Below are 16,274 nucleotides of genomic sequence, written 5' to 3' on the forward strand. Positions count from 1 at the left end.
GGCGCCATGAACGAAGCCGCAACGGTACGGGCGGCGGCGGCGCAGATCGCGCCGGACCTGCGCACCCCCGGGGGCACGCTGGACAAGGTGTGCGCCACCCTCGAGGAGGCCGCCGGGCGGGGCGTGCAACTGATCGTCTTCCCGGAAACCCTGCTGCCCTACTACCCGTATTTTTCGTTCGTGCGCGCCCCGGCGTTCTCCGGCGCGGACCACCTTGCCCTCTACCAACAGGCGGTGACGGTGCCCGGCCCGGAGTTGGACCGGGTCGCCGCCCTCGCCGCCCGCCATTCGATGGTGGTGGTGCTGGGCGTCAACGAACGGGACCGGGGCACGCTCTACAACACCCAGGTGGTGTTCGACCGCGACGGCCGCCTGCTGCTCAAGCGCCGTAAGATCACGCCCACCTACCACGAGCGCATGATCTGGGGCCAGGGCGACGCCAGCGGCCTGAAGGTGGTGGACAGCGGCGTCGGGCGCATCGGCGCCCTGGCCTGCTGGGAACACTACAACCCCCTGGCCCGCTACGCGCTGATGACCCAGCACGAGGAAATCCACTGCGCCCAGTTTCCCGGTTCCATGGTCGGCCAGGTGTTCGCCGACCAGATCGAGGCGGCGATGCGCCACCATGCGGCGGAATCCGGCTGTTTCGTGGTCAACGCCACCGGCTGGCTGGAAGACCACCAGATTGAATCGATCACCGACGACCCGGCCCAGCAAAAGGCCCTGCGCGGCGGCTGCATGACCATGATCGTGTCCCCGGAGGGCAAGGTGCTGGGTGAGCCGATCACCGAAGGCGAAGGCCTGTGCATGGCCGACCTGGACATGGCGCTGATTCTGAAACGCAAACGGATGATGGATTCGGTGGGCCACTACGCCCGCCCGGAACTGCTCAGCCTGATGATCGACCGGCGGCCGGCGGCCACCTGGCACGACGTCCCGAAACCGGACGACCAGGCGCCCACCGTGGCCACTTTCCAATCTCCGTCCGAGAGGAGCGATAGCGATGACCGCGAGCAAAGCGTTGTCCACCGAACAGCTCATCAATGAGCTGCAGACCCGCGGCGTACGCCTGGAGGACGCCGGCCACGGCGCCCCCAGCCGGCGCGGCGGCGCCGGCCCCTCGGACCACAAGGCGCTATCGATCGATGGCCGGGTGGTGATGATCCCGGTGCACACCGCCGGCGCCGATCAGTCACCGTACAGCCTGGGCACCGCCGGCGACGACGGCGGCGCCGCCCTGTCCCGGGAGGGCCGGGAAATCGCCCGGCTGGCGTTCACCCCGACACCGCGCTTTTACGACCTGCGCACCGACGACGGCGTGCCCTATTCGCACATCGCCACCCTGCACGGTAAGGACGTGCTCGCCACCACCGTGCTGCAAACCTGCATCCGCTATAACAACCGCAAGGTCTCCTGCCAGTTCTGCGCCATCGAGCAGTCGCTCAAGGAGGGCCGCACCATCGCTCATAAAACCCCGGCGCAGCTGGCCGAGGTGGCGCGGGCGGCGGTGGCGCTGGACGGCGTCAAACATATGGTGATGACCACCGGCACCCCCAACCTGCGGGACCGGGGCGCGCGCATCCTGTGCGACAGCGCCGCCGCCGTCACCGCCGCCGTGGACCTGCCGATCCAGGCGCAATGCGAGCCGCCGGACGACCCGGCCTGGTTCCGGCGCCTGCGCGACAGCGGCGTGGCCAGCCTGGGCATGCACCTGGAAATCGCCACCCCGGCGCTGCGCGAGAAAATCATGCCCAGCAAGGCCTCGGTGAGCCTGGCGCAGTACATGGACGCCTTCGCCGAGGCGGTGGCGGTGTTCGGGCGCGGCCAGGTCAGCACCTATTTGCTGGCCGGACTGGGCGACACCCCGGAAACCACCCTGGCGCTTTGCCGGCGGTTGATCGACCTCGGGGTTTATCCGTTCGTGGTGCCGTTCGTGCCAATCTCCGGCACGCCGCTGGCGAACCACCCGTCGCCGTCCTCCGCCCATATGGCAAGCATCCTGGAACCGCTGGCGGCCATGCTGCGCGACGGCGACCTGCGTTCCCGTGACATCAAGGCCGGCTGCGGACGCTGCGGCGCCTGCTCGTCGCTGTCGACCTTCGAGGACGCCTCCAACCAGGTGCCCGCGGATCTGGAGAGCCTGTCATGATCCTGGAACCGGTCACCCCGTTCCGCCCCCGGGAGTACGCCGTCAAAGTGGCGGACCAGGCCTGGGAGCAGCGCGCCGCCGCCGCGCTGCGCCGCCGCGTGTTCTGCCAGGAGCAGGGGCTGTTCCAGGACCACGACCGGGACGCCCTGGACCAACACGCCACCACCCTGGTGGCGCTCTCCTACCTGGCGGGCGGCCCGGACGAGGTGGTCGGCACGGTGCGCATCCACAACGACCGGCCCGGCATCTGGTACGGCTCCCGGCTGGCGGTGGCGCCGGGCTACCGGCGCGACGCCCATCTGGGCAGCGCGCTGATCCGGCTGGCGGTGGGCAGCGCCCATGCGCGCGGCTGTAACGCTTTTTTCGCCACCGTGCAGGCCGCCAACCAGGCGCTGTTCGAAAGCCTGCACTGGCGCACCCTGCGTAGTCTCGACCTGCACGGCAGGCCGCACGTGCTGATGCGCGCCGATCTGGCCCACTATCCGCCGGTGCACGGCGGCACCCTGCCGCTGGTGGCGGTGGGCAGGAGGGCCTCATGACCCTCACCGCCCTGATGGACGCCCTGCGTGACAGCCCGGCGTTCCAGCACAAGCAGGATATCGCGCCGATGCTGCGCGACCTGGAGGCCGCGCACGGCGCCGTGCCGGTGGGCGACGACTGCGCCGTCCTGGCCGACGGCGACGGCTACCTGCTGTTCGCCATTGAAGGCTTCCCCAACGGCTTCGTGGCGCGGGACCCGGATTTCGCCGGCTATTGCGGGGTGATGGTCAACGTCAGCGACATCTACGCCATGGGCGGCCGGCCCACGGCGGTGGTGGACGCGCTGTGGAGCGCCGGCGCCGATCAGGCGGACGCGATCATGGCGGGGCTGCGCCGGGCCGCCGGCAAATACCAGGTGCCGGTGGTGGGCGGCCACAGCAACGCCCACAACGACCGGGCGCAGTTGTCGGTGGCCATTATCGGCCGCGCCAAACGCCTGCTCACCAGTTTCGATGCCCGGCCCGGCGACCATTTGATGGTGGCCTGCGACCTGCGCGGCGCCTATCGGCCGGCCGGCCCCGGCGAACCGGACAGCCACAACTGGGACGCCAGCAGCGACGCCCCCGGCGAGCGGCTGCGCGGCGACCTGGAGCTGTTGCCGCTGATCGCCGAGCGCGGCCTGTGCCGCGCCGCCAAGGACATCAGCATGGCCAGCTTCGTGGGCACCACCCTGATGTTGCTGGAGTGCTCCGGCGTAGGCGGCCACCTGGCACTGAACGCCCTGCCCCGGCCCGCCGATGTGCCCCTGGCGCGCTGGCTGAGCACCTTCCCCAGCTACGGCTTCGTGCTGGCGGTGCCCGAGGCCCACCGCGACGCGGTCACCGGCCTGTTCCGCCAGCGCGATCTGGCGATCGCCGACGTGGGCCGGGTGCACCCCGGCCACCGTCTCACCCTCTCCCTGGAGGAAGAAACCGGCCTGTTCTGGGATCTGGGGCGCACCCCTTTTATCGGCGCGCCCGCCCTTCAATCCGCTATTCAACCCGAGCCTGAAGCCCACCATGCCCGAAGTGCATTTTGACGTCCGCTGGCCGGACCAGAGCGAAAGCCATTGTTATTCCCCTTCCACCGTGATCCACGACTATCTGCGCAGCGGCGAAGACTACCCGCTGCCGGAATTCCTGCGCCTCAGCCGCGAGGCGCTGACCCTGGCCGCGGACCGGGTGGAACAAAAGTTCGGTTTCCGCTGCAGCAGCGCGGAAACCCAATTGCTGGCGATCGAAACCCGGGGCCGGCAGTTCGCCGGTGTCGAGGACGCCCGCGTCACCGTCACCCGCATTGGCTGACACTTAATCAATGAAAGGAGCCACCATGACCACGCCCTTTTTCGCAGGACAGCACTACCCGGTGATCGTGGTGGGCGGCGGCCAGGCCGGCCTGTCCGCCAGCTACTGGCTGTGCCGCCATGACATCGACCATCTGGTGCTGGAAAAGCACCAGGCCTTCCACGCCTGGAAAAACGAACGCTGGGACAGCTTCTCCCTGGTCACGCCGAACTGGCAGTGCCGGCTGCCCGGCCACCCCTATGACGGCGACGACCCGGACGGCTTCATGGTCAAGGACCAGATCGTCGCCTGGATGGAGCGCTTCCGGGCTGCCTTTTCGCCGCCGCTGCGGGAAGGCGTCACCGTGCAGGAGGTCACGCCGCGATCCGGCGGCGGCTACCGGGTGCGCACCGACCGGGGCGCGCTGAGCGCCGACCGGGTGATCATGGCGGTGAGCGTCTACCACCAGCCCAAGGTGCCGCCCTGCGCCGACGCCCTGCCCGACCACCTGACCCAGCTGGACGCCTCCGCCTATCGTAATCCGGACGCCCTGCCCGAGGGACCGGTGCTGGTGGTGGGCACCGGCCAGTCCGGCTGCCAGATCGCCGAGGACCTGCACTTGGCCGGCCGCGAGGTGCACCTGGCGGTGGGCCCCGCGCCGCGGGTCTCGCGCTTCTACCGGGGCCGCGACGTGGTCGCCTGGCTGGACGACATGGGCCACTACCGCATTCCGGTGCGCGAGCACCTCAGCGAGGATCAGGTCAAAGCAAAGGCCAACCACTACGTCACCGGCCGCGACGGCGGCCGCGACATCGACCTGCGCCGCTTCGCCCTGGAAGGCATGCGCCTGTACGGGCGCCTGGAAGACCTGGAAGGCGGCCGGATTCTGTTCGGCCACGACCTCAGGGAAAACCTCGACAACGCCGACGCCACCAACGCCCGCATCAAGGCCAGCATCGACGAGCATATCGCGCGGCACAACATCGACGCGCCGGCGGAAGCGCCCTACCGCCCGGTGTGGGAGCCGGCACCGGACCACCCCACCCGCCTGGACCTGGACGCCACCGGCATCACCACGGTGATCTGGTGTATCGGCTACGCGCCGGATTTCAGCTGGATCAAGGTGCCGGCCGCCTTCGACGACAGCGGCTACCCGAAACACGAGCGCGGCGTCACCGCCAGCCCCGGCCTCTACTTCCTGGGCCTGCCCTGGCAGCACACCTGGGGCTCCGGACGCATCTACGCCATCGCCGAGGACGCCGAACACGTGGTCGACCACCTGGCTGATGAGCTCTGTGCGAGCGGGCCGGGCTGGGCCCGCTCCCACAACACCACACAAAATTGTCGGCCATAAAAAAGCCCCACCAAAAGGCGGGGCCGGAAAATAAAAACAGGACAAAACAGCGGCGCCGGGAGAACGGCGCCGCCAGGGTTGGCTTACTTGAAGATTTCGCCTTTCTCGGCTTTTTCCACCAACGACTTGGGCGGCGTGAACCGCTCGCCGTAGGTATCGGCCAGTTCCTGGGCACGGGCCACGAAGCCGCGCAGGCCGCCGTCGTACTGGTTCATGTACTGAACCACGCCGCCGGTCCAGGCCGGGAAGCCGATGCCGAAGATGGAACCGATGTTGGTGTCGCCCACCGATTCGATCACGCCTTCGTCGAAGCACTTCACGGTTTCGATGGCTTCGGCGAACAGCATGCGCTCCTGCATGTCCTGGAACGGAATCGCTTCTTTTTCTCCGAACTGTTCTTTCAGGCCCGGCCAGAGGTGCGCCTTGCCGTTTTCCGGATACTCGTAGAATCCCTTGCCGTCCAGCTTGCCGGGGCGGTCCAGTTCGCGAACCATCTTCTCCATCACCGCCAGGGCGGGATGGGCCTGGTTGGCGCCTTCGCCTTTGCTGGCCGCTTCCTTGTACTCATCGGCGATCTTCAACGACAGCTTCATGTTGATTTCGTCGATCAGCTTGAGCGCGCCCACCGGGTAGCCGCCCTGGGTGGCGGCCTGCTCGACGGAGTTGGCGTTCTGGCCTTCACCGACCATGGCGATGGCTTCGTTGATGAAGGTGCCGATCACGCGGCTGGTGAAGAAACCGCGGGAATCGTTGACCACGATCGGCGTCTTCTTGATCTGCAGGGTGTAGTCGAACACCTTGGCGAGCACTTCATCACTGGTGTTTTCACCACGGATGATTTCCACCAGCGGCATTTTTTCCACCGGGCTGAAGAAGTGGATGCCGATGAAGTTTTCCTGCTTCTTCACGCCTTTGGCGAGGCCGGTGATCGGCAGCGTGGAGGTGTTGGAACCCAGTACCGCATCGGGTTTGACCACGTCTTCCACTTCCTGGAACACCTTGTGCTTGAGCTCGGTGTTCTCGAACACGGCCTCGACGATGAAGTCCACGCCTTCCAGGTCCGCCGGATCGGCGGTGGGGGTGATGCGCGCGAGAATTTCTTCTTTCTTCTCTTTGCTCATCTTGCCCTTGGACACTTCCTTGTCGAGCAGCTTGGCGGAATACGCCTTGCCCTTCTCGGCGTTCTCGGTGGAAATATCCTTGAGCACCACCTGGGCGCCGGAGCGCGCGGTGACGTAGGCGATACCCGCGCCCATCATGCCCGCGCCCAGCACCGCCACTTTTTCGGCCTTGAACTTGGGCACGTCGTTGGGACGGCTGGCGCCGGCGTTGATCGCCTGCAGGTTAAAGAAGAAGGCGGTGATCATGTTCTTGGAAACCTGGCCGCAGGCCAGTTCCACGAAGTAACGGCCTTCGATGGTGAGGGCGTCGTCGAAGCTCACCTGGGCGCCTTCCACGGCGGCCGCCATGATGTTGCGCGGTGCCGGGTAGTTGGCGCCTTTCAGCTGCTTGCGCAGGTTGGCCGGGAACGCCGGCAGGTTCTGCGCCATGGCCGGGGTGCTGGGGGTGCCGCCGGGAATCTTGTAGCCTTTTTCGTCCCAGGGTTGCTTGGACTTGGGGTTGGCTTTGATCCACTCGCGGGCCTTGGCCAGCATCTCTTCCTGGCTGTCCACCACCTCGTCGATGATGCCCACGGATTTGGCTTTTTCCACTTTCAGCCGCTGGCCCTGCATCAGCACCTGCATCAGGGCGTTCTGGATGCCCAGCATGCGCACGCTGCGCACCACGCCGCCGGCGCCGGGCAGCAGGCCCAGGCTGACTTCCGGGAAGCCGAATTGCGCTTTCGGATTGTTCAGCGCGATACGACGGTGGCAGGCCAGCGCGATTTCCAGACCGCCGCCCAGGGCGGTGCCGTTGAGCGCCGCGACCACGGGTTTGCCCAGGGTTTCCAGGCGGCGCAGTTGCGCCTTGCCGGCTTCCACGCCCTTGGCGAATTCGGCGGCGTGTTCCGGGGTCACTTTGATCAGGTCGTTGAGGTCGCCACCGGCGAAGAAGGTGCTTTTCGCGGAGGTGACGATGACGCCGGCGATCTGGTCTTTTTCTTTCTCCAGACGGGCGACCATCTCTTCCATGGAACGCATGTAGCGCTCGTTCATGGTATTGGCGGACTGCTGGGGATCGTCCAGGATCAGGGTAACGATGTTATCCGCGTCCTGTTCCCAGCGGATGGTGCTCTCTTTACCGCTAAGGGCTTCACTCATACTCTTTCTCCGAATCCGTTGGGTTTACAGACGCTCGATAATGGTGGCGATGCCCATGCCGCCGCCCACGCACAGGGTGCACAGGGCGAATTTCTTATCACGGCGTTCCAGTTCGTCGAGCGCGGTGCCCAGGATCATGGCGCCGGTGGCGCCCAGCGGGTGGCCCATGGCGATGGCGCCGCCGTTGACGTTGACCTTGTCGTGGTCGAGGCCCATGTCGCGCATGAAACGCATCGCCACCGAGGCGAAGGCTTCGTTGATTTCCACCAGGTCCATCTGGTCCACGGTCATGCCGGCTTTCTTCAGTACCTTGCGGCAGGCCGGCGCGGGGCCGGTGAGCATGATGGTGGCGTCGGCGCCGCTGATCGCGGTGGCGACGATGCGCCCGCGCGGCTTCATGCCGTAGTCCTTGCCCACCTGCTCGTTGCCCAGCACCACCAGGGCGGCGCCGTCGACGATGCCGGAGGAGTTACCACCGGTGTGCACGTGGTTGATCTTCTCCACATAGTGGTATTTTTGCAGGGCCACGGCGTCGAAGCCGCCCATTTCGCCCATCACTTCGAAGGACGGGTTGAGGTTGCCCAGCACGTCGGCGGTGGTGCCGGCGCGCACGTGCTCGTCGCGGTCCAGCACGGTCATGCCGTTGCGGTCCTTCACCGGTACCACGGAGCGCTGGAAGTAGCCCTTTTCCCAGGCGTTGGCGGCACGGGCCTGGGACTCGGCGGCGAACTCGTCCACGTCGCGGCGGGAGAAGCCCTCGATGGTGGCGATCAGGTCGGCGCCGATGCCCTGCGGCACGAAGCCGGTCTCATAGTTGGTGATCGGGTCCATGGCCCAGGCACCGCCGTCGGAGCCCATGGGAATGCGGCTCATGGCTTCCACGCCACCGGCGAGAATCAGATCGTCCCACCCGGAGGCGACTTTCTGGGCACCGGTGTTCACCGCTTCCAGGCCGGAGGCGCAGAAACGGTTGAGCTGGTAACCGGCCACGGTATCGGGCAGGCCCGCCGCCAGCGCGGCGGTCTTGGCGATACAGGCACCCTGGTCGCCCACCGGAGTGACCACGCCGAGCAGCACGTCGTCGATGCGGTTCACATCCATATCGGGGAAACGGCCGCGAACTTCGTCGATCAGGCCGACCACCAGGTCCAGCGGTTTAACGGTGTGCAGTGAGCCGTCCCGCTTACCCCGGCCACGCGGGGTACGGATAGCGTCATAAATATAGGCTTCGGTCATGTAACCTTCCTCTCGCCTTGGGCCAATGCCGGCGGCGCCCGCCAATCGGGAGCGCCGGCTCCTGTGAAAATCAGGCGCTCAGAGTGCCCCACCGGCGGCGCCTCAACAATGACAGGAGTGCTCAAAGGCCCTGAGCGGAAAGGACACGCCCTTTCCGATAACGCCCGCGCCGACGGCGGCACGGCCATTGCGGGCCCGGGCGACAGGCCCTAGCGTAGCGTCAACCGATCAAGGAGTTACCCATGGCCTCACCCCTGCCCCGCACCCTGGACGTCGCCCGTTCCCTGGCCTCCACTCTGGCCCAGCAAGGCCGTGGCATCGCCACCCGGCCCGCCGGCCGGCAACCCGCCGAGCCGCTGGAGCTGTACGACATGGAGGGCTGCCCGTTCTGCCGTCTGGTGCGCGAAGCGCTCACTGACCTGGACCTGGACGTGCTGATCTACCCCTGCCCCAAGGGCGGCGACCGCTACCGGCCGCTGGTGGAAAGGCTCGGTGGCAAGCAGCTGTTCCCGTATTTGATGGACCCGAATACCGGCGTGGACCTGTACGAATCCGCCGACATTATCGATTACCTGTACCGCGAGTACGGCGGCCGCCCGGCACCCGCCGCCTGGCGTCTGCGCACCCTGCGCACGGCCAGTTCGTTCGCCGCCTCGCTACCGCGTGGCGGGCGCGGCCTGCGCAGCCAGGACAGCGAGCCGGCCAAGGAACCGTTGATTCTGTATTCCTTCGAGGCCAGCCCGTTCGCGCGGCTGGTGCGCGAGCGGCTGTGCGAGCTGCAGCTGCCGTTCCTGGTGCGCCAGTGCGGACGCGATCAGTGGCAGGACTGGCTGCTGCCGCAGGTGCGCGCGGCGCTGGACATGGACTACCAGCCGAGCCAGCGCCACCGCCAGGAACTGGTGGCCCGCACCGGCCGCGTGGCGATTCCCTATCTGATTGATCCCAACACCGGCGAGGAGCACTTTGAGTCCGGACACATTCTTGACTACCTGCAGGAAACCTACGCGCGTTAAATCGCAACGCGGCCTTCTCCGGGGCCGCTTTCGGTGCTATATAAGACTCAGTTTATTGCGATATCGATATTGCGACATAGCCACTGTGATATAGAGAGTACCGAACATGAGTCGTCGCCAATTTGATGACTACGACGCCCAGGAATGGCGGGAAGAACACGAGCGGGCCGACAAGGAGCGTCGTAAACGGGAAGCCAAGAAACAGCGCCATCACCTGGATGATGACGACCCGGCTCCCGCGGGACGGTCCCGACCCCAGCGCCACACGCACTGACCTTTTCCGTCCCCGCAAAGGCACACCCCAGGGAACATGCCCGCATGCGCCCTGGCTCCCTTTTGACGCGTCGTCTTGGTAGGATTGGGGTTCACACTTCTTTAAAGGAGAGGGGCCATGGCCGACTTCGACGATGATTTATTCCGTCAGGAAATGACCGGTGTGGCGCCTCTCAAGGAAGACGACCGGGTGCGCGACTTCCGTCGCGGTGAGCCCACGTTGACCCAGCGCCTGCGCCGCGCCTCCGCGGTGGCCCGCCCGGACCGCGATCCCAACCCGCTGACCCTGCCCGACCAGGTCCCCCAGGCCGGCCCCTACGATATTGTCGGTTTGAAGAAGAACGGCGTGCAGGAAGGCGTCTACCGCAAGCTGCGTCTGGGCAAGTACGAGCCCCAGGCGACCCTGGATCTGCACCGGGTACGCCTGGTGGAGGCCCGCGACCGGGTCTATCTGTTTATCCAGGAATCCCAGCAGAACGGGCTGCGCACGGTGCTGATCAGCCACGGCAAGGGCGAGCACAGCGAGCGCCCGGCGCTATTGAAAAGCTATGTGCTGTTCTGGCTGGAGCAGTTCGAGCAGGTGCTGGCGTTTCACAGCGCGCCGGCCAACCGGGGCGGCGCCGGCGTGACCCTGGCGCTGCTGCGCAAGTCCACCGGCGCCAGCCAGAGAACCCGGGAATTCTTCCACGAGCGCAGCCGCGCCCAGCGCTAGCGGCTGACCCGGTTCATGCCGTTGATCGCCGCCACCCGGTAGCCCTCCGCCATGGTCGGGTAATTGAAGGTGGTGTCGACGAAATAATGCAGGGTGTTGTTGGGGGCGGGCTGGCGCATCACCGCCTGCCCCACATGGACGATTTCCATGGCCTGGTAACCGAAGCAGTGAATCCCCAGCACTTCCAGCGTTTCCCGGTGGAACAGGATCTTCAGCATGCCCACCCGCTCGCCGGTGATCTGCGCCCGCGCCAGATTCTTGAAAAACGCCTGGCCCACTTCGTAGGGCACGCGGGCCTCGGTGAGCTCCTGTTCGGTGCGGCCCACGGAGCTGATGCCGGGAATGGTATAGATACCGGTGGGCACGTCGGTGACCTGTTTCACCGGGCCGCCCTCGACGATGCCCTGGGCGCAGAACCGGCCCTGGTCGTAGGAGGCACTGGCCAGTGACGGCCAGCCGATCACGTCGCCCACCGCGTAGACGCCGGCCACTTCCGTCTGATAGCGCTCGTCCACCGCCAGCTGCCCACGGCTGTTGGGCTTGAGGCCCAGGTTTTCCAGGCCGATGTTCTGGGTGTTGCCCGAGCGGCCGTTGCTCCACATCAAGGCGTCGGCGCGCAGCCGTTTGCCGGAGCGCAGCACCAGCGTCACGCCGTCATCGTCCGCCTCGATATGGGTGTATTCCTCACTGTGGCGGATGGTGGCGCCCTGGTCGCGCAGGTGGTAGCTGAGCGCGTCGGAGATTTCCGCGTCGAGGAAATCGAGCAGATGCTGACGGTTATTGACCAGGTCCACGCGAATGCCCAGGCCGGTGAACAGGCAGCTGTATTCGCAGCCGATCACGCCGGCGCCGTAGACGATCATATTGCGCGGCGTGTGCTTCATTTCCAGGATGGTGTCGGAGTCGTAGATACGCGGGTGGTCGAAGTCCACGTCCGCCGGGCGGTACGGCCGCGAGCCGGTGGCGATCAGAATGTTGCGGGTGCGCAGGGACCACTGGCGGCCGGCCTGGTCGTCCACCCGCACTTCACCGGCGCTTTCGATACGGCCCTGGCCGTTAAACAAACGCACCCGGTTGCGCACGTAAAAATCGGTGCGCACCTGAACCTGGCTGTCCACCACTTCGCGGGAACGCTGAATCAGATCCTGCCAGCGCACCTGGCGCGGGCTGATCAGCCCGCGCAGCAACGGGTTGCGCTGCGAGCGCACCACCTGACGCACCTGGTGGCGCAGCGCCTTGGAGGGAATCGTGCCCCAGTGGGTGCAGTTGCCGCCCATCTGGTCGTCACGGTCGACCATGGCGACGCGCAGGCCCCCTTTGGCCGCCTGCATGGCGGCGGCTTCCCCGGCCGGGCCGCTGCCCAGCACCACTAGATCCCATCCGGAGCTGATATCCATAACTGGCTGTTACCTCCCGCATCGCCCGCGCCTCCCCGGGAGGCGCCTTGATAAATACTTGACCGAGACCGTGATAGTCTGGAACTTCTTTACAGTATCGCCGCACGCGAACTGCCCGCAGCGAACCGAAGGAGCCGATCTATGGAAACGGACCCCTATGACACCCGGCACTCATCGTCCCCACTGGGGCGCACCGCGCGCGGCGCCGGCGGCTGGCTACGCCGTCATCCGCTGGGCGCGCTGCAGATTCTGCTGCTGATCCTGGTGTTGATCGTGATCGCCCAGAACCTGGAAACCACCTCCATCGACGTGCTGTTCTGGACCCTGGCGAGCCTGCCCAAACTGGTGCTGATTCTGATCAGCATGGTGGTCGGCGCTCTGGTCTGGGAAGGGCTGCGCCGCAAGCTGCTCAAGCCGGACCGGGCGCGCGGCGCCACGGTCACCAGCCGAACACATCCTTGACGAAAGGAATGGTCAGCGCCCGCTGGCGGGCCAGGGCCACCCGGTCCAGGGTGGCCAGCCGCTGAATCAGGGCCGCCGGCGCCCGCTCGCTGCGCAGCACCATGAAGCGGGCCACGTCGCCGCCCAGCTTGAGGCCGCGCTCGTTGGCGCGCTCGATCAGCAGGGTCACCAGGTCGTCCTCTTCCAGGGGCTGCAGCCGGAACACCGGGCCGGCGGCCAACCGCGTGGCCAGGTCCGGCAGGCCCCAGGGCACGCCGCCCGGCGATGCGCCGGCGCTGAACAGCAGGGTGCCGCCCAGGGCCATCACCCGGTTATACAGGTGGAAAAGCGCTTCCTCCCACTCCCGGTGGCCGGCGAACAGATCCACGTCGTCCACCGCCAGCAGCTGAAACTGCTCCATGGATTCCAGCACGTCCGGCACCAACGGCAGCAGTTCGGCGGCGGGCAGCAGGCAGGCGTCGCGGCCCTGCTCCTGGGCCCGGCGCACCGCCCCTTCGAGCAAATGGCTGCGGCCCTGGCCGGCGGCGCTCCACACGAACACCTGACGCTCGTCGCCGTCGCCGGCGGCGGACACCGTGGCCCAGGCGGCGCGGTTCGGCCCGGCGTGGAAGTTCTCCAGAGCGTGGCCTTCACGCAGCTCAAGGGCGAGGGGCAGTTGACCGGTCACGGGCGGCTAGCGGAAACAGAACGTGGGTGATTCGGCGGCCGGCTCCTCGCATTCGCTGAGCCCCCCCACGCCGGTGACGCTGCGTATCAATTGCGAGCGACCGCCAGCGAAATCCACCTCGAACTGAACCCGGTCGTCACTGGCCACCCGCAGCGCCACCGAGCGCATCGGCCCCAGATCGGACAGCGCCTGGCGCAGCCGCTGCCAGTCGGTCAGGCTTTGAACGCCGCGCACGGTGATCCAGCCGGAGCGGTCCACCAGCGCGTCGCCGGCCGGCTCGGAGGGCTCGCCATCGTCGGCCCCATCGCCGCCGTCGCCGGCGCCGGAACGCACCGAGTAACGCTCGGCGATGCGGTCGGCGATCACATCCACCAGGCGGTACAGGGCGGCGCCGCTGTCGTCGGCGCGGTCGCGGCTGCTGGCCACTGCATCGCCGTCCTGCAGCAAACGCCAGTTCAGGGTGGTGGCGCCGCCCTGGCCGCTGTCATAGAGCACCGCCGTGGCCACCCAGTCGGTCTCGTAACGGCGGGAAGCCTGCAGCAGCGGGCCGTCGAAGCGGCCGCGAATATCGGCCACGGCGACCGTGTCCCGGTCGCGCTGGTCCCACTCGGGCAGCGTCAGGGAGACGCCGCGGCGGGCCGCCGCCGAAGTGAGTTTTTCCGCCAGCGGGTCGCTGGCCGCCACCATGCGGCCCTGGCCAGTGCCTTCCGATACCAGCCACACCAGTACCGGCGGCCGCTCGCCGCTCCAGACCGGCGCGCCCTGGTCGGACAAATGGCGCACCAGCGCGCGGTCGTCGAACACCGCGTTCAGGCGCGGCGGCGTGCCGCCGTCGTAGGCGTAGCGCATCAACCAGCGCGACGGGTCCTCGAGAACGCCTGCGACGCCGGGCAGATCCGCCACCTGGTCGCGGCCGGTGAGCCGCCGGATCACCGTTTCCAGGCCCTGCCGCAGTGCCTGCTCACGGGCCTCCGCGCCCCGTGGTTGCTCGCCCTCCAGGGGCACCGACACTTCGCCGGCATCGGCGGCGAACACGGGGGAAACGCACAGAAACCCGACAATCAGGCCTAACAGCAAGCGATACATCGAACCATTCCGAATCAGAGAACTTCAGGGCGCGACATTATCACTGATATGGCCGGCGCTGGCGAATATCCACTCGCCGGTTCCCCCGCAGGGACGGCGGTTGCTAGAATAGCGCGCCCTCACCTTCCTGGAGCCTGCCATGAGCGAACAAAAACGGCCGCTGACGTACCGCGACGCCGGCGTGGACATCGATGCCGGTAATGACCTGGTCAAGCGCATCGGCCCGATAGCCAAGCGAACCCTGCGCCCGGAAGTGATGGGCGGCCTGGGCGGCTTCGGCGCGCTCTGTGCCCTGCCCGAGGGCTACAAGAACCCGGTGCTGGTGGCCGGCACTGACGGCGTCGGCACCAAGCTGCGTCTGGCCATGGAACACGACAGCCACGACACCGTGGGCATCGACCTGGTGGCGATGTGCGTCAACGACCTGGTGGTGGGCGGCGCGGAGCCGCTGTTCTTCCTCGACTACTACGCCACCGGCAAGCTGGACGTGGACACCGCCGCGCGGGTGGTCTCCGGCATCGGTGAGGGTTGCGAGCAGGCCGGCTGCGCGCTGATCGGCGGCGAGACCGCGGAAATGCCCGGCATGTACGAGGGCGAGGACTACGACCTGGCCGGCTTCTGCGTCGGCGTGGTGGAACGCGACGGCATCATCGACGGCAGCAAGGTGGCGCCCGGCGACACCATCATCGGCCTGGGCGCGTCCGGCCCGCATTCCAACGGCTACTCCCTGGTGCGGCGTATTCTCGAGCAGGCCGACGACACCGATGACCTGGACGGCAAGCCGCTGATGGAGCACCTGCTGGCGCCCACCCGCATTTACGTGAAAAGCCTGCTGGAGCTGATCAAGCAGGTGCCGGTGCACGCCCTGGCGCACATCACCGGCGGCGGCCTGCCGGAAAACCTGCCGCGGGTGCTGCCCAACGGCACCCGGGCGGTGATCGACACCCAGTCCTGGCAGTGGCCGGCGGTGTTCCGCTGGCTCCAGGAGCAGGGCCAGGTGCCGACCAACGAAATGTACCGCACCTTCAACTGCGGCGTCGGCATGGTGGTGGTGGTGCCGGAAGCGCAGGTGGACCAGACCCTGGCGCTGCTGGAAGCCAGCGGCGAAAACGCCTTCGTGATCGGCGGCATCCACGCCAGCGACAATGATGAACCCGAAGTATCCCTGGAAGGCCTGGCGTCATGACCCACCGGCTTGCGGTGCTGATCAGCGGCACCGGTTCCAACCTGCAAGCCATTCTTGACGCCATCGACGCCGGGGAACTGCCCGCCCGGGTCAGCCTGGTGCTGAGTAACAAAGCCGGCGCCGCCGGCCTGGCCCGCGCCGAGCGGGCCGGCGTGCCGGCGCAGGCGATCGATCACCGGGGCTTCCCGGACCGCGCCAGTTTTGACCAGGCGATGATCGAGCGCATCGACGCCCACGGCGCCGATACCGTGGTGCTGGCCGGGTTCATGCGCATTCTCAGCCCCGGCTTCGTGCGCCACTACCAGGGCCGGCTGATCAACATCCACCCTTCCCTGCTGCCCAAGTACCCGGGGCTCAACACCCACGCCCGGGCGCTGGAAGCCGGCGACCGCGAGCACGGCTGCTCGCTGCATTTCGTCACCGACGAGCTGGACGGCGGCCCGCTGATCGCCCAGGCCCGTTTCCCGGTGGCGGCGAACGATACCGCCGAAACCCTGTCAGAAAAGGTTCAAGCGCGAGAACATCGCTTGTACCCTCAAGTATTGCGCTGGCGTGCGCAGCAGCGCTTACAGATGACCGACCAGGGAGTGGAACTGGATGGCGAACGCCTGCCCGCGCAGGGCTTTCAGATGGACACGCACGGCTAGCCTGCTGCTCGCCGGCCTGCTGGCCGCGA

At 67.2% G+C, this 16,274-nt stretch carries 17 protein-coding genes; 12 read left to right on the forward strand and 5 right to left on the reverse strand.

What is annotated here, in order from left to right:
- Window positions 1-6 precede the first annotated feature (6 nt).
- From ISO4_RS10365 to ISO4_RS10390, 6 genes are read left to right on the forward strand one after another with little or no spacing between them, the layout of a single operon-like run.
- A complete protein-coding gene (locus ISO4_RS10365) occupies window positions 7-1,047 on the forward strand; it encodes a Nit6803 family nitrilase (protein ID WP_142949074.1) in 1,041 nt (346 codons plus the stop codon).
- Entirely contained in the window at window positions 1,004-2,149 is a 1,146-nt protein-coding gene (locus ISO4_RS10370; protein WP_194856156.1) for an MSMEG_0568 family radical SAM protein, read from the forward strand. The genes ISO4_RS10365 and ISO4_RS10370 overlap by 44 nt, the downstream gene beginning before the upstream one ends.
- Entirely contained in the window at window positions 2,146-2,688 is a 543-nt protein-coding gene (locus tag ISO4_RS10375; RefSeq protein WP_194856157.1) for an MSMEG_0567/Sll0786 family nitrogen starvation N-acetyltransferase, read from the forward strand. Before ISO4_RS10370 ends, ISO4_RS10375 begins: the two co-directional genes overlap by 4 nt.
- Window positions 2,685-3,707, forward strand: coding sequence for a sll0787 family AIR synthase-like protein (locus ISO4_RS10380; RefSeq protein ID WP_194856158.1), 1,023 nt, complete (start codon window positions 2,685-2,687; stop codon window positions 3,705-3,707). Before ISO4_RS10375 ends, ISO4_RS10380 begins: the two co-directional genes overlap by 4 nt.
- Window positions 3,688-3,972: an MSMEG_0570 family nitrogen starvation response protein gene (locus ISO4_RS10385; RefSeq protein ID WP_142949077.1), complete on the forward strand. Its 285-nt coding sequence runs from the start codon at window positions 3,688-3,690 to the stop codon at window positions 3,970-3,972. Before ISO4_RS10380 ends, ISO4_RS10385 begins: the two co-directional genes overlap by 20 nt.
- Window positions 3,973-3,997: 25 nt before the next feature.
- Complete coding sequence (locus ISO4_RS10390) at window positions 3,998-5,305, forward strand: MSMEG_0569 family flavin-dependent oxidoreductase (RefSeq protein ID WP_142949078.1); 1,308 nt, start codon at window positions 3,998-4,000, stop codon at window positions 5,303-5,305.
- 83 nt (window positions 5,306-5,388) lie between these two features.
- Here the strand turns inward: ISO4_RS10390 and ISO4_RS10395 are convergent, their stop codons facing one another.
- Both ISO4_RS10395 and ISO4_RS10400 read right to left on the reverse strand, forming a co-directional pair.
- A complete protein-coding gene (locus ISO4_RS10395; protein ID WP_194856159.1) occupies window positions 5,389-7,566 on the reverse strand; it encodes a 3-hydroxyacyl-CoA dehydrogenase NAD-binding domain-containing protein in 2,178 nt (725 codons plus the stop codon).
- Window positions 7,567-7,590: 24 nt separating this feature from the next.
- Window positions 7,591-8,802 (reverse strand): acetyl-CoA C-acetyltransferase, encoded by a 1,212-nt coding sequence (locus ISO4_RS10400; protein WP_194856160.1) that lies wholly within the window; start codon window positions 8,800-8,802, stop codon window positions 7,591-7,593.
- 242 nt (window positions 8,803-9,044) lie between these two features.
- Here ISO4_RS10400 and ISO4_RS10405 point away from each other — a divergent pair, with 242 nt between their 5' ends.
- From ISO4_RS10405 to smrA, 3 genes are all read left to right on the forward strand, one after another.
- Window positions 9,045-9,815, forward strand: a complete 771-nt coding sequence (locus ISO4_RS10405) for a glutathione S-transferase N-terminal domain-containing protein (protein ID WP_228548053.1) — start codon at window positions 9,045-9,047, stop codon at window positions 9,813-9,815.
- Between the two features lie 106 nt (window positions 9,816-9,921).
- Entirely contained in the window at window positions 9,922-10,089 is a 168-nt protein-coding gene (locus tag ISO4_RS10410; protein WP_185956926.1) for a hypothetical protein, read from the forward strand.
- A 117-nt stretch (window positions 10,090-10,206) separates the two neighbouring features.
- A complete protein-coding gene (gene smrA, locus ISO4_RS10415) occupies window positions 10,207-10,800 on the forward strand; it encodes a DNA endonuclease SmrA (RefSeq protein ID WP_142949081.1) in 594 nt (197 codons plus the stop codon).
- Here the strand turns inward: smrA and sthA are convergent.
- Entirely contained in the window at window positions 10,797-12,197 is a 1,401-nt protein-coding gene (sthA, locus tag ISO4_RS10420) for a Si-specific NAD(P)(+) transhydrogenase (RefSeq protein ID WP_142949082.1), read from the reverse strand. The genes smrA and sthA overlap by 4 nt on opposite strands.
- A 141-nt stretch (window positions 12,198-12,338) precedes the next feature.
- Here sthA and ISO4_RS10425 point away from each other — a divergent pair, with 141 nt between their 5' ends.
- Window positions 12,339-12,659 (forward strand): hypothetical protein, encoded by a 321-nt coding sequence (locus tag ISO4_RS10425; RefSeq protein ID WP_142949083.1) that lies wholly within the window; start codon window positions 12,339-12,341, stop codon window positions 12,657-12,659.
- On the opposite strand, the gene hda is transcribed toward ISO4_RS10425, so the two are convergent.
- Window positions 12,637-13,326 carry a DnaA regulatory inactivator Hda gene (gene hda / locus ISO4_RS10430; RefSeq protein WP_142949084.1) on the reverse strand — a complete coding sequence of 230 codons (690 nt, stop codon included), beginning with the start codon at window positions 13,324-13,326 and terminating at the stop codon, window positions 12,637-12,639. The genes ISO4_RS10425 and hda overlap by 23 nt on opposite strands.
- 6 nt (window positions 13,327-13,332) lie before the next feature.
- Window positions 13,333-14,412 carry a DUF2066 domain-containing protein gene (locus tag ISO4_RS10435; RefSeq protein WP_194856161.1) on the reverse strand — a complete coding sequence of 360 codons (1,080 nt, stop codon included), beginning with the start codon at window positions 14,410-14,412 and terminating at the stop codon, window positions 13,333-13,335.
- Between the two features lie 139 nt (window positions 14,413-14,551).
- Between ISO4_RS10435 and purM the strand changes: the two genes are divergently transcribed.
- Window positions 14,552-15,598, forward strand: a complete 1,047-nt coding sequence (purM, locus tag ISO4_RS10440; RefSeq protein ID WP_142949086.1) for a phosphoribosylformylglycinamidine cyclo-ligase — start codon at window positions 14,552-14,554, stop codon at window positions 15,596-15,598.
- Window positions 15,595-16,245: a phosphoribosylglycinamide formyltransferase gene (gene purN, locus ISO4_RS10445; RefSeq protein WP_142949087.1), complete on the forward strand. Its 651-nt coding sequence runs from the start codon at window positions 15,595-15,597 to the stop codon at window positions 16,243-16,245. The genes purM and purN overlap by 4 nt, the downstream gene beginning before the upstream one ends.
- Window positions 16,246-16,274: the final 29 nt, after the last annotated feature.

Origin of the sequence: Alloalcanivorax venustensis ISO4, assembly GCF_015356855.1 — a bacterium.
Lineage (GTDB): Bacteria > Pseudomonadota > Gammaproteobacteria > Pseudomonadales > Alcanivoracaceae > Alloalcanivorax > Alloalcanivorax venustensis.